Source organism: Burkholderia sp. MR1-5-21 (genome assembly GCF_053427715.1).
Genome location: NZ_JBSAXD010000022.1, coordinates 1 through 12,567, shown reverse-complemented (window position 1 = coordinate 12,567; position 12,567 = coordinate 1). Strand labels below are relative to the sequence as shown.

Here is a 12,567-nt window from a genome sequence, read left to right as displayed (position 1 = left end):
GTCTCCCTCGCCTTCTCCAGAACGGCGCGAACAGACGGGCGCGTTCTTTTTGCCGCGTCCGCGCCGCCTCTTGCAAACTATACGGCATTGCCGTATAGTTGCGGCATGTACACGATCATCGAAACCCCGGTATTTCTGCGCTACGTCGACGACATTTGGCGCGACAGCGAGCGCGAAGAATTCATCAATTGGATCGCGAACAACCCGCTCGCGGGCGACGTGATCCCCGGCACGTCAGGGCTACGCAAGGTACGATGGTCTCGGGCCGGGATGGGCAAGCGCGGCGGCGCGCGCGTCATCTATTACAACATGCTCGATGACGGCGAAATCTGGCTGCTGATCGCGTACACGAAAGCGAAGTTCGACAATCTGCCGGCGAGCTTTCTCAACCAACTTCGTGAGGAAATCGATCGTGGATAAGGAAATGGAACAGTTTCAAGCGGACCTGCTGAAGTCGGTCCGCCAAATGAAGGGCCGCGAAGTGGCGCGCGCCACGCGCGTCGAGCCCACCGAGGCGTCAGTCGCCCGCGCGAAGGTCGGCATGTCGCAGAGCGCGTTCGCATCCCTGCTCGGCGTGTCGGTGCGCACCTATCAGGACTGGGAACAGGGCCGCCGGAACCCGACCGGCGCGGCGCAAACGCTGCTGCGCGTGGCCGTCCAGCACCCTGAGGCGTTGAAAGACCTTCAACTGGCCAGCTGATTCAGTCGAGCGCGGTTTTCACCAGCAGGGCGAGGCGAAGGTATTCGCCGACCCACTTCGGGAATTTGCTGTTGCCGATCCACCGGGATACGGTTGTCGGATCAACGCCAAGGCGGCGCGCAAACTCGGCCTGCGACCAGCCGAGCACACTCAGCGAGCGGGAGAAGTCTTGTGCTTTCATGTTCGCGATGTTAGCAGGATGCCGATTCTGACACGGAGCAGCATCGGCATTTTGCATTCTGGAGGGTATCGCAATGGATTTACCCCAAGCAGACGACGCCGACCCGGCAACCGTGTTCACCGCCGCGCTTGGCGTGCTGTTCAAGACGCATCCCGACCCCAAGGCGCTGCTTGCCGCATGGGAACCGATCGCCGCCCAATTGCCGCTCACGATGCTGAAAAACGGCGCGACCGACATCTCACACAACGCGAATGTCGTCATCGCGCAAGGGCTCCTGAAGATCGCGCGTGACGCAGCAGGCGCGCCGCCAGCAAAGTGAACGCCTCTTGCCCGCACAATACGAACAATCCAACGGAGGAGCTATGGCGAGTTTCGATGAGGTCGGATTCCCGTCTTAAGAGCCAGACCAACGGAAGCGCGCCGCGCACGGGGCATACGCCGATGCTTTTGGCTATACCCACCATGCAAATAGCATGGCCTTGCGCGACATCAAAGCCATACCGATGAAGGGCATTTCGGAAGAAGTGCAGTGAGCCGTCGCGGCGTACACATGTGCGCGTGACGCGTTTCAATGCTCGATGCTGCTGATCGAGCGCGGCGCAATAGCAGACGCGCGCGTTGGCGCCCTTGTGCGCGGAGACGGCCGTTGTCGCCAAGGGGCTCTCCGCACATTTGACTCCCCGCAAGCTGCCGTATGCGCCGCGAATGTGGACTCGGTACTCGTCCATGGTTTGCGATCGCAGAACGGCATCGAAGCTGAGCTACCACTTGCGCTTGATCTGATGAGCAGACAGCGAATTGACGATCGGCATTACCTGCGCTCCTACAAACACGAGGAGCACCCCAAAGCAGGGAGAGCTCCTCGTGACGGTTGATAGATATCCCCGATAGGACTTAGGGTTAAGAGATCACCACCACCGGTGGGCGTAGTCCGAATCGATAAGTCGCGCCCGGCCAAGCACTCTGAACACGACCCACTCTTCTTCCGTGTCAGACAGCGTGATCGACAGGCCACTGGCTGACTCCAGTACAAGGTCAATGACGGAATCGTCGTCGACGTGACCGATGCTGCGAACGACGGCCTTTACGTGGCCGATGACCCGGCCGACCTCGTCCACACGGATACCCGGTGGCCGAAGCTGGGCGAGGCGCTTCTTTCGTTTGCGTCTCATACGTGATCCTTTTCAAAGCGTGAATTCCCCCTCCGTGGAGTTTCCGGGCGTGCTGGGGGCATGATTGAACGATTGCGGCTATCAACCGAACAGCCAAATACTGGACTGGCGTATTCCAATCTGCTTGAGCAGATCGACATGCTCAGACTCCAGTTCCGCTTGCGTGTTGACGACGCTCTGCAAACGGACGAGAAGGCCGCAAACGGCTCGGCCAACGTGCGAATCCGCGTCGAGGTCTGCGACTTCGGGATCGAGGTCCGACCAGAACGCCATGTCGAGGCGATGTCGAACCGGCACCGAGCCGGAAGTGGTGTCGTGTCGCGATTCCATATGTGCTCCAGAAGAAATATGGGCGGCCCGATTGGGCCGCCCAGTGGGGTAAGAAAAACCGCGTGCGCGGCGATGAGAGAGGTGCCGTGTGGTTTCACACAGCGAGAGATAGGCGGTACTGGTCGCCCGCCGATGGGCGCGTGCGCGATAGCGCCGCGGTTATCCAGCGGGTCATTTCCGCCGAGCGGTGGGCGATCGTGTTTGACCGCCCTGCCCGATGCGCCTTCACGCGAGCACCGAAATCCCAGGCCATCGTGTCGACGGACGCGACCGCGTCGTGCATCTTCAGTTCACGCAGGGCGTCTCCCTTGACGCCGAAGAGGTGCAGCCGCATCCCTTTCGGTAGTGCGCGTTCGAGCCGATCAAGGATGGTGAACAGCCCATGTTGCGGGTCAGTCAAACTGCGCCGGCATACTGAGCCGACGCCGATGAGCGTCGGTGGCGCGACCCACGGCTGCCACCGCTCCCACACCTCCAGCGTCAGTTCAAGGCTCCGGACGTACGTCGAGGCGGACCATCCCTGTATGACTGGGGTGGGGATCCGAATCAGGTTCTGCACCGTTTGGGCGTCGCTGGAGCGCGCGAGCGCGTTTTGCCATGCATAGCAGACGCGCAGCGTGCCTTCGAGCAACGTTGCGGTCGCGTCGACGCGGTAATCAACTTCGGCTTGGTTCGACGCAAGCTCCGGCTCGCACGCCATGTCGGGCGCCGAATACCAGGTCGCGCCGGACAACGAGGCGAGCTCGACGAACTGTGCACAGGTCCACGGATACACACCAGCCATCCCGCGCTGACGCCCTTTCCGCTTCCACAGCATCATCGCGGTAAAGCCTGCGCTGTCGAGTGCGTAGTCCAGCTCGGTGAGGTCGGTTGCGTCCGGGAACTGGAACTGATGCACCGCGGGATTCCAGAAGGCGTTCGCCGACACCATGGCCGGATACCCTTCGTTGAAGGCATGAAAGGCGAGCTTGCCGCCCCGGTGTGGAATGCCGACTCGGACGGTGAGGTCATCGGTCTTGGGAGCGTTGCGCTGCCAAGTGGGCAAATCAGGCGCGAGGCCCGTTGAGACAGAGGAGATCATGGTTGCTCGCAATTTGACGCGAGCAGGCCCTTGCGGGCGTGCCCGCGAGGGTTGAGTGCGGCCCGCCTTGGCGACAAGCCGGCGATTGAAATGGTCAGGCTGATTCGAAGTCGAGCACGAATGTGCCCCGACGGGCGAACCTGAGGGCCAATCCTCGCCGCGTGAGTTCCTTGAACGCGGCGTAGACGGTGTTCAGGTGGAAGCCCAGCGAGTCGGCAATTGCCTGTTGGGTCGGCAGCTTGTCGCCAGGCTTGAATACGCCAGAACGAATGGCCGCCTCGATCTGGTCGGCGATCGCGTTCGCGACATGTCCGCGGATGCGGGCGAAGTCCGGGCGCCAGTGGCTCGGACTCACGGTCGCAGCCCGCGAGCGGCCGGGCGAGGTGGCGAAGGAAACGGATGGCATAGGTACTCCACTGATGCGCGTGCCACCTCCATACGGGAGCAAGGCCCGCATGCAGGGGCTTGAAAGGGACAGGTAAGAAAGCGGGGGCGATCAGAAGATCGCCGATGATTGAGACTTTCGATGCGCTGGATCGCGCGGTAGGTTGATCCAGCATAGCGCCGTCGCGTCCCATATTCGCCTCGAAAGCTCGCGGTTTTTGTACCGCTTTCGCCGCTTTGGTCCGTTGGCGCGCGATTATACGATTCGACCCCGTTTATAGTTGCGAGCGACGCTCGCCTATCCGGCCTGCGTACGCTAGCATTACTGTATATCCATACAGTAATGCTAGCGTTTCGTCCATGCACCCCGCCCTTGTCCACCCCGAGCGAATTCACCCATCGCTCTGGCGAGCGTCACAACTGGCCCGCTCGAGCGCGCGCGGCGTCGACACAGGCCATCCGGAACTGACGGCCGAGCTGCCTGGCGGCGGCTGGCCGGCCAGTGCGCTGGTGGAACTGCTCACGCAGCAGCCCGGCATCGGCGAGCTCCGGCTTCTGGCGCCCGTGCTCGCGCGCTTGGCGGGCCGGCCGATCGTGCTCATTCAGCCGCCGCACGCGCTGCAGCCGCTCGCGCTCGCGTATTGGGGCGTCGATCCGTCCGGGTTTATCACGCTACCGGCGCCGCGCACGGCTGACGCGCTGTGGGCCGCTGAACAGGCGCTGCGCGCCGGCACGTGTGCCGCGGTGCTGCTTTGGCAGTCGAACATACGCGCGGACGCGTTGCGCCGCCTCAATCTGGCCGCGCAAAGCGGTTCTGCATTGTTCTTTCTGTTCCGACCGGCAGCCGCCGCACGCGACGCGTCGCCGGCGCCGCTGCGGCTCGCGCTGGCACCGAAGCGCGACGGTGTCGACATCACGTTCGTAAAGCGTCGCGGGCCGCATCGTGATACGCCGCTGTTCGTCCCGCTATCACCCTCGCCGATTTTGTTGAATCGTCATGCAAGTCTGGATCGGCGTGCATCTGCCGCACCTCAACCTCGAAGCGTTCCGGCCACGATCGCCGGCGCCATCACCTGACGATGCGTGCGGTCTCGTCGTGCTCGAGCGTGGCCGCGTCGTGGCGCTCGATCGTGCCGCGCGCGCGCTGGGCGTCGTCGCCGGCATGCGCCGCGGAGGGGTGCTGTCGCTCGCGCCGGACGCGCAGATCCGCGAGCGCGACGTCGCGCGCGAGCGCGAGCTCGTGCTCGGCGTCGCGTACGCTCTGCTGCAGTTCACCCCGAGCGTCGTCGACGCCGACGAGGCCGTCGTGCTGCTCGACGTGACGGCCAGTGTGCGCCTCTTCCATGGCGTCCGCGCGCTGCGTCAGCGCGTTCGGAATGTCGTTACATCCTTCGGGGTCTCCGCCGCGATATCTGTGGCATCGACGGGCCCAGCAGCGTGGATGGTCGCCCGCGGCCTGCGCGGCGGGCTCGCGCTGTCGGCCCGATCGTTGCGCCGTGCGCTCGCACGCGTGCCGCTCGTGATCGCCCCCGATGCGCGCCGATTCGCGACGTGGTTCGACGAGCTCGGCTGCGAAACGCTCGCAGATCTGCAGCGCCTGCCGCGCGCCGGGCTCAAGAAGCGGTGCGGCACGCAGCTGCTCGACTGGCTCGACCAAGTCGCCGGCACCGCGCCGGCCGCATACGACTGGCTCGACATGCCGACCTCGTTCGACACCCGCGTCGAACTGATGGACCGGGTCGAGCATGCCGAGGCGCTGCTGTTCGTCGCGCGCCGGCTGATCCTGCAGCTGACTGGCTGGCTCGCGGCGAAGCAACTGGACGTCGCCGCGTTTGCGCTGCTGCTCGAGCACGAACGCGGCCGCGATGCGATCGCACCGACCGAGATCGAAATCGCATTGGGCGCCCCCACCCGGTTCGAGGAGCACCTGACGCGCCTCGTCAAGGAGCGGCTCGCGCACGTCGAACTCGCCGGGCCCGTAATTGTCGTGCGGCTCATTGCCCGCAGCGTGCAGCAAGCGGCCGCACCGAGCGATTCGCTGTTCCCGGAACCGGGCGGCACGCCGCAGGATCACACGCGGTTGCTCGAACTGCTGACCGCGCGCCTCGGCGCAGAGAACGTGCTCGTCCCGGCGCCCATGGCCGACTACCGTCCGGAAGCGGCCGCCAGATGGGTGCCGCTGCGCGATGCGCCAAAGGCGTCGCCGCTGCCGGCGGATCTGCCGCGGCCAGCCTGGCTGCTCGACAAGCCTGTCCCGCTGCTCACGCGCCAGCATCGCCCGTTCTATGGCACGCCACTGCGCATGGTATCGCCGGGCGAGCGCATCGAAGGCGGCTGGCAGGACGGTCGGATCGTCACGCGCGACTATTTCGTGGCCGAGGATGAAGCCGGCGTGTGCTATTGGATTTTCAAGGAACGGCCGACGGCCAGCGACGACAGCGAACCGCGGTTCTTCTTGCACGGCCTGTTCGGTTGATTCGCGATGAGCGCCGCCGAATACGGCGCCCTGCCCGCTTACGCGGAACTGCAGGTCGCCAGCGATTTTTCATTCCTGCATGGCGCGTCGCACGCCGAGGAATACGTCGCGCGCGCGGCACAACTCGGTTACAGCGCAATCGCGATCACCGACGAGTGTTCGCTCGCCGGCGTCGTGCGTGCGCACGTCGAAGCGAAGGCGGCAGGTCTGCCACTGATTATCGGATCGCACTTTCGGTTGACGGCCGCCGATGGATCGCCAGCGATCGCGTTCACCGCACTCGCGATGAACCGCGACGGCTACAGCAACCTCTGCGAACTGGTTTCGCTCGGCCGCATGCGCAGCAAGAAAGGCGCGTACCGCCTGGCGCCGCTTGATCTCGAGCATCCGGAAGCCCCCTTTACGCACCTGCGCGGCCTGCCCGACTGTATCGCGATTCTGTCGCCCGACTTCCCGGCCAGCGAGCCGCGCCTCGAGTCGCAGGTCGAATGGTTCGCCCGTGTGTTCGGCGATCGCGCGTGGGTCGCGTTGACGTTGCACGCACGTGCGATGGACGACATCCACCGGGGCGTGGTCGAGCGCGTCGCCGCATGCCACGGCGTGCCCGTGGTGGCCACCAGTTGGCCGCTCATGCACGTTCGGTCACGCAAGCCGCTGCAGGACGTGCTGACGTCAATCCGGCTCGGCCGGCCCGTCTCCGAATGCGGCTATGAGCTGGCGCCGAATGCGGAGCGCCACCTGCGATCGCGCCTGCGCCTCGCCAACCTCTACCCGGCTGGCGCACTGGAGGAAACCGTGCGCGTCGCGCGGCGCTGTACGTTCACACTCGACGACCTGAAATACGAATATCCGGATGAACTGGTGCCGGCCGGTTATGACGCCGCGACTTACCTGCGCGAGCAGACCTACATCGGCGCGCACCGTCGCTTCCCGGCCGGCATCCCGGTCGACGTGCAGGCCCAGGTCGAGCACGAACTGCAGCTGATCGCCGAGCTTAACTACGAGGCATATTTCCTGACGGTGTTCGACATCGTCCGCTTCGCGCGTGGGCAAGGCATCTTGTGCCAGGGCCGCGGTTCCGCCGCGAACTCTGCCGTCTGCTATTGCCTTGGCGTGACGGAAGTCGACCCGTCACGGCAGTCGATGCTGTTCGAGCGGTTCATCAGCAAGGAGCGCAACGAGCCGCCCGATATCGACGTCGACTTCGAGCATCAGCGCCGCGAGGAAGTGATGCAATACATCTACCGGAAGTACGGGCGCACGCGCGCGGCGCTGACGGCAGCCGTCACGACGTACCGGCCGAGGAGCGCGCTGCGCGAGGCCGGTAAGGCGCTCGGCGTCGATCCGGCAATCGTCGATCGGGTCGCAAAAAGTCACCACTGGTTCGACTCGCGCGTGGATCTGCTGCAGCGCTTCGCCGAGGCCGGTCTCGATCCCGACGCACCGCTCAACCAGCAATGGGCCGCGTTCGCCGCTCAGCTGCTCGGCTACCCACGGCACCTGTCGCAGCATTCCGGCGGCTTCGTGATTAGCCGCGGCAAGCTTACGCGGCTCGTCCCGGTCGAGAACGCGGCGATGGAAGACCGCACAATCATCCAGTGGGACAAGGACGACATCGAGGCGCTCGGCATTTTGAAGATCGACGTGCTCGCGCTGGGCATGCTGTCGATGGTCCGGCGCGCGCTCGACATGATCTCCGAGAAGCGCGGCGAGACATTCGAACTGCAGGACATCCCGCCTGAGGACGCAGCGACGTATGACATGCTGTGCGACGGCGACAGCATGGGCGTGTTCCAGGTCGAATCACGCGCGCAGATGTCGATGCTGCCGCGATTGCGGCCTCAGTGCTTCTACGATCTCGTGATCGAGGTCGCGATTGTTCGGCCGGGCCCGGTGCAAGGCGGGATGGTGCATCCGTTCCTGCGCCGCCGGCAGGGGCTGGAACCCGTCACGTTCCCGTCGGAGGGCATGGAGAAGGCGCTGAAGCGCACGCTTGGCGTGCCGATCTTCCAGGAGCAGGTAATGCAGGTCGCGATGCTGGCGGCCGGCTTCTCCGCCGGCGAGGCCGACCAGCTGCGACGCGCGATGGCCGCATGGAAGCGCAAGGGCGGCCTCGAGCCGTACCACGACCGGCTCGTCAGCGGCATGCTCGCGCGCGGCTACGATCGGGAGTTCGCCGAAGCGATCTTCGCGCAAATCAAGGGTTTCGGCGAGTACGGGTTCCCGGAGAGCCATGCGGCCAGCTTCGCGCTGCTCGTCTACTCGAGCGCGTGGCTGCGCCGGCACGAACCGGCGGTTTTCCTTGCCGCGCTGCTCAACAGTCAGCCGATGGGCTTCTATACGCCGTCGCAGCTGCTGCAGGATGCCCGGCGCCGCGGCGTCCAAGTGCTGGCCGTCGACGTCGCCGTGAGCACGTGGGATTCCGCGATCGAGGGCCCAACGACGTCGGCGCCCGTGCGGCTCGGCTTCTCGTTGCTGCGTGGCATGCGCGAGGACACGGCCAGCCGCATCGAGTTCGCGCGCGCGGTGCGGCCATTCGTCGACGTCGCAGATCTCGCGCGCCGGGCGCAGCTCGACCGGCACGATTTGCAGGTGCTCGCGCGTGCGAACGCGCTGCGCACATTGGCAGGTGGCAACCGCCGCGCGGCGCTCTGGCTGGCGGCCGCTGCGGTGCCCGACCGGGATCTGCTACGCGGTACCGAACGCGATGACGCGGCGCCGGTATTACCGCAGGCTTCCGAGGGAAAGGAGATCGTGACGGACTACCGCGCGATGGGTTTCACGCTTGGCCGGCATCCTCTCGCGCTGCTGCGAGATCGTCTGAAGCTCGATCGCCTACAGTCCGCCGATCAGCTGGCGACGCTGCGCAACGGGCAACTCGCACGCGCATGCGGGCTCGTCACGGTACGGCAGCGTCCGGGCACAGCGAATGGCGTCCTCTTCATGACGCTTGAGGATGAGACGGGTCAAGTCAACGTCATCCTGTGGCCCGGCCTGCTGGAAAACTTCCGGAAAGAAGCGCTCGGCGCATCGCTGCTCGCCGTCTACGGTGTATGGCAGGTCGAGGGTAAGGTGCGGCACTTGATCGCGAGCAAGCTTGTCGATCGAACCGAGTTGCTCGGGGCACTGCCGACGACGGCGCGAGAGTTTTGCTAACGCAATCGCGCCACCATAGGCCTGCGATCCGGAGCGGCGAAAGAGAACACTGATCTCGATACTATCAACTGCAGTGGTTCGCCGTACTTCGGCCACCGCTTTTGCATGCCTGACACATTTACTGATCGCCGTAGCTAGTAGCTACGCTGCGCCATTTGAGCTCGCCGGAATTAAAAATAGGACGAATCGAGATCTACACGCTCGCCGCCGATCGCCGGTCCGTGTCGAGTGACGGCACGCAAAATTCCCTGCTTGCCAAGCTCAAACGCAAGCAGCAATTGTCGCGCGTCCGTGTTGACGGCGCCAAGCTGACCGCAAACTACAGCACTTGGCAAGGCAAATGCACCGCACCCCCACCCGAATTTGTATGCAGAAAACCATATGCTTGAATCTTGGCGTACGGCAGCGGAAGTGAGGCTCAGGCTCGAGTTGTTCATAAGGTTTGCTGTCACGTTGGCCGAAGATATTTCGAGAGTATTGCATGCTGTTGGCCGAAGCTAGCGCCAAGGGGCTATCCCTTGCAGCCATTCCCAGAATCCAAGAGGCACGGCTCCCTCTTGGAGCCGCGCGGCATGCTGGAGTTGTTTCCGGCGGAGGAAATAACTGATGACATCGCTCCGAAATCTGCGCCAAAGTAACGTCATATCGTGGATTAGCGCTGCAACATGCGCCCGAACAGCGCGCGCAGCCAGATCGGACTTCGGCGGAACAAGAAATGCTGCAGTCATGGTTTTCGCGTCCCACGTCTTACCCGCTCCAGGTATCTTCCTGAGGCGATTTCAATTCGCACCGTGTCCTCTTCTTTTATGAATTGAGGAACGAGAACTTCCATGCCGCTCTCGAGCGTGGCCGTCTTGAAGGTGGAGGTTTCATGCTCGTGCAGGCCCGGCGGCGTGGACACGACGCTTAACTCGACCGCAGGGGGGAAATGCAATGCTGACGGGCTCGCCCTCGTACAGCTGCACCGGGATTCGCATATTGGGCTGAAGAAATTTTTCGAATGTGCCAATGGTTTCCGAGGAAAAACGATTTGTTCGAAAGTATCGGCATTCATGAAGTAGAAGGCCACACGATCCGTGTACAGATATTCCATCTCCTTGCGATCGAGCCGCGAACTCATCGAGCTTGCCGCTCGGGTGGAACCGCAGCTCCTTGATGTGACCGGTCTTCAGGCTCTTGACCCTGGCAAAGACCGCGCTACCCTGCTGACCACCGCCAGCGTGGTACCCGGCGCTGACGACGCTATGAAGTTCGCCGTCCAGCATGACGACCATGCCCGACTTAGGTCCGGAAGCCTCGACCATGTGCTTGTCTCCGCCTGGCCAGCAAGATGACGCTTTCAGCCTTGCACCGCAGCGGCCCCCCCAACAACCGGCCGGCCGCAACAGCGACAAATCATTCTGGCGAATTTGAACCAGCCTTGTCTCAGACTGACGAAGAGTCATCCGAATTCGTGGGATGCTCCGGCGGTACCGTGGCCTTTGCTGCATACTTTGCTGAATGACGTCACCGAATGCATCGAGATGGTTGCCAACCTTGCTCACTCCTGGTTGACCGACAGCGTGCCCATGGCCGCCGCACGGGCTGCCGGCCGCCCGCTAGTGGCGCTCGAATCGACCATCATTGCTCACGGCATGCCCTACCCGGAGAACGTTCGAACGGCACGCGAAGTGGAGGCCCTGATACGTGACCTGGGAGTGGAGCCCGCCACCATTGCATTGATCGGTGGGCGAATCCATATCGGCCTTTCGGATGACGAGCTGGAACTGATTGGCCGCTCGGACAACGTACACAAGGTCAGCCGCCGCGACCTTCCGGCGGTCTTGGCCGGTGGGGGGCTCGGCGCCACGACAGTGGCTGGCACGATGATATGTGCTGCGTTGGCCGGCATTGAAGTCTTCGTCACCGGCGGCATTGGCGGCGTGCACCGCGGCGCGCAGGAAACCTTCGACATCTCGGCCGACCTGCAGGAACTGGCGAAGACCTCGGTGACGGTGGTCTGTGCTGGTGCGAAGTCCGTCCTGGACATCGGGCTCACTTTGGAATACCTGGAAACCCACGGCGTTCCGGTACTCAGTTGCGAACAAGACAATTTCGCTGCGTTCTACACGCGCGATAGCGGCTTTCGCGCGAACTTCAGGCTTGACGACGCGGCGGAGCAGGCGCGGTTCATTCGTACCAAGTGGGACTTGGGCCTCGTGGGTGGTGTGGTGTTGAGCACCCCTGTGCCGGAAGCGGCAGCGATGAAGTTCGAAGAGATCGAGACGCTCACTCAGCAGGCGCTCGCCGAGGCCGCGGCGCAAGGAATCGCTGGCAAGGCGGTGACGCCCTTCCTGCTGGCTCGGATCGAGGCGCTGACGAATGGGCGCAGCCTGGCGACAAACATCGCCCTCGTGAAACACAACGCCGAGGTGGGGGCAAGGCTGGCACTGTCGTTGGCACACGTGGGGCGCCATACGGGCGCGGCGTAGCCGCCGGAATGTTCGATCTCTATCAAACTTCGAGTCACTTTCGAACGATACTCAAGGCGTGCGCTGTGCAAAGGCAGCGCTTTCCCGCTCGCCACTCGCTTCCGGCAACCGCCACGGCCGGAAGCGAGAGAATCAGCAATGGACGTACCGAGATGGCTGAAGCTTTCGGGTGTCACAAATGACGGTGACACCGCAAGTGCGCAAGCCATACCACGAGTGAGCGCCCAGCCTGCCTGTGAGCTGCGTACAAAGCCGGACGTCGCGATTGGCCGCAACCGCGATACCACTGACGGTGGAAATGTCCGGCGGTCTGCGACTGGGCAGGAAGCCACGTACATCCGATGGACGCCGCCAACCGCCGATCACATCCGACGGTTGGCCGGCCAACTGCGGTCAATCGAGCTCCTGGTATGAGCCTTCACAGAAGACCGTCGGGCCGGCTGCCTGTCGTATCCCGATTCGAGCAGATGGGTGGCAAACGAATGGTGGACAGCCCGCCAGGCCAGACAGAAAATCTTCTTTCACCCTAATTGAAGTGAATTGGACATGAAGGCGTTAGCGACACTTATCCTCTGCGGTATCACGTCAGTTGCGGTTGCCGGAAGCAAAGGCCTTC

General features: G+C 63.6%; 14 protein-coding genes and 1 pseudogene. 7 read left to right on the top strand and 8 right to left on the bottom strand.

Annotated elements, in window-relative coordinates:
- The first annotated feature begins 105 nt into the window (after positions 1-105).
- Entirely contained in the window at positions 106-420 is a 315-nt protein-coding gene (locus ACV229_RS26445) for a transcriptional regulator (RefSeq protein WP_448086196.1), read from the top strand.
- Positions 413-700: a helix-turn-helix domain-containing protein gene (locus ACV229_RS26440; protein ID WP_448086061.1), complete on the top strand. Its 288-nt coding sequence runs from the start codon at positions 413-415 to the stop codon at positions 698-700. The genes ACV229_RS26445 and ACV229_RS26440 overlap by 8 nt, the downstream gene beginning before the upstream one ends.
- Before the next feature lies 1 nt (position 701).
- Here ACV229_RS26440 and ACV229_RS26435 read toward each other — a convergent pair whose 3' ends face one another.
- Positions 702-881, bottom strand: a complete 180-nt coding sequence (locus ACV229_RS26435) for a helix-turn-helix domain-containing protein (RefSeq protein WP_448086060.1) — start codon at positions 879-881, stop codon at positions 702-704.
- Positions 882-954: 73 nt separating this feature from the next.
- Here ACV229_RS26435 and ACV229_RS26430 point away from each other — a divergent pair, with 73 nt between their 5' ends.
- Complete coding sequence (locus ACV229_RS26430) at positions 955-1,200, top strand: hypothetical protein (RefSeq protein WP_448086059.1); 246 nt, start codon at positions 955-957, stop codon at positions 1,198-1,200.
- A 589-nt stretch (positions 1,201-1,789) separates the two neighbouring features.
- Here the strand turns inward: ACV229_RS26430 and ACV229_RS26425 are convergent.
- The 4 genes from ACV229_RS26425 to ACV229_RS26410 all read right to left on the bottom strand — a co-directional run bounded on the left by ACV229_RS26425 (position 1,790) and on the right by ACV229_RS26410 (position 3,870).
- Positions 1,790-2,053, bottom strand: a complete 264-nt coding sequence (locus ACV229_RS26425; RefSeq protein ID WP_448086058.1) for a hypothetical protein — start codon at positions 2,051-2,053, stop codon at positions 1,790-1,792.
- Positions 2,054-2,134: 81 nt separating this feature from the next.
- Positions 2,135-2,383, bottom strand: coding sequence for a hypothetical protein (locus tag ACV229_RS26420; protein ID WP_448086057.1), 249 nt, complete (start codon positions 2,381-2,383; stop codon positions 2,135-2,137).
- A gap of 94 nt (positions 2,384-2,477) precedes the next feature.
- Positions 2,478-3,464 carry a deazapurine DNA modification protein DpdA family protein gene (locus ACV229_RS26415; protein ID WP_448086056.1) on the bottom strand — a complete coding sequence of 329 codons (987 nt, stop codon included), beginning with the start codon at positions 3,462-3,464 and terminating at the stop codon, positions 2,478-2,480.
- 94 nt (positions 3,465-3,558) lie between these two features.
- Entirely contained in the window at positions 3,559-3,870 is a 312-nt protein-coding gene (locus ACV229_RS26410; RefSeq protein ID WP_448086055.1) for a winged helix-turn-helix domain-containing protein, read from the bottom strand.
- Between the two features lie 338 nt (positions 3,871-4,208).
- Here ACV229_RS26410 and imuA point away from each other — a divergent pair, with 338 nt between their 5' ends.
- From imuA to ACV229_RS26395, 3 genes are read left to right on the top strand one after another with little or no spacing between them, the layout of a single operon-like run.
- Positions 4,209-4,925, top strand: a complete 717-nt coding sequence (imuA, locus tag ACV229_RS26405; RefSeq protein WP_448086054.1) for a translesion DNA synthesis-associated protein ImuA — start codon at positions 4,209-4,211, stop codon at positions 4,923-4,925.
- A complete protein-coding gene (locus ACV229_RS26400) occupies positions 4,846-6,324 on the top strand; it encodes a Y-family DNA polymerase (protein WP_448086053.1) in 1,479 nt (492 codons plus the stop codon). The genes imuA and ACV229_RS26400 overlap by 80 nt, the downstream gene beginning before the upstream one ends.
- A 6-nt stretch (positions 6,325-6,330) precedes the next feature.
- Positions 6,331-9,480, top strand: coding sequence for an error-prone DNA polymerase (locus ACV229_RS26395; RefSeq protein ID WP_448086052.1), 3,150 nt, complete (start codon positions 6,331-6,333; stop codon positions 9,478-9,480).
- A 170-nt stretch (positions 9,481-9,650) separates the two neighbouring features.
- Here ACV229_RS26395 and ACV229_RS26390 read toward each other — a convergent pair whose 3' ends face one another.
- From ACV229_RS26390 to ACV229_RS26380, 3 genes and pseudogenes are all read right to left on the bottom strand, one after another.
- Positions 9,651-9,917, bottom strand: coding sequence for a hypothetical protein (locus ACV229_RS26390; RefSeq protein WP_448086051.1), 267 nt, complete (start codon positions 9,915-9,917; stop codon positions 9,651-9,653).
- 287 nt (positions 9,918-10,204) lie between these two features.
- Positions 10,205-10,534 carry a hypothetical protein gene (locus ACV229_RS26385; RefSeq protein ID WP_448086050.1) on the bottom strand — a complete coding sequence of 110 codons (330 nt, stop codon included), beginning with the start codon at positions 10,532-10,534 and terminating at the stop codon, positions 10,205-10,207.
- Between the two features lie 130 nt (positions 10,535-10,664).
- Positions 10,665-10,745: pseudogene (locus ACV229_RS26380) on the bottom strand (elongation factor P); the annotation flags it as partial.
- 258 nt (positions 10,746-11,003) lie between these two features.
- On the opposite strand from ACV229_RS26380, the gene ACV229_RS26375 reads away from it, so the two are divergent.
- Positions 11,004-11,951: a pseudouridine-5'-phosphate glycosidase gene (locus ACV229_RS26375; RefSeq protein WP_448086195.1), complete on the top strand. Its 948-nt coding sequence runs from the start codon at positions 11,004-11,006 to the stop codon at positions 11,949-11,951.
- The last annotated feature ends 616 nt before the right edge of the window (positions 11,952-12,567 follow it).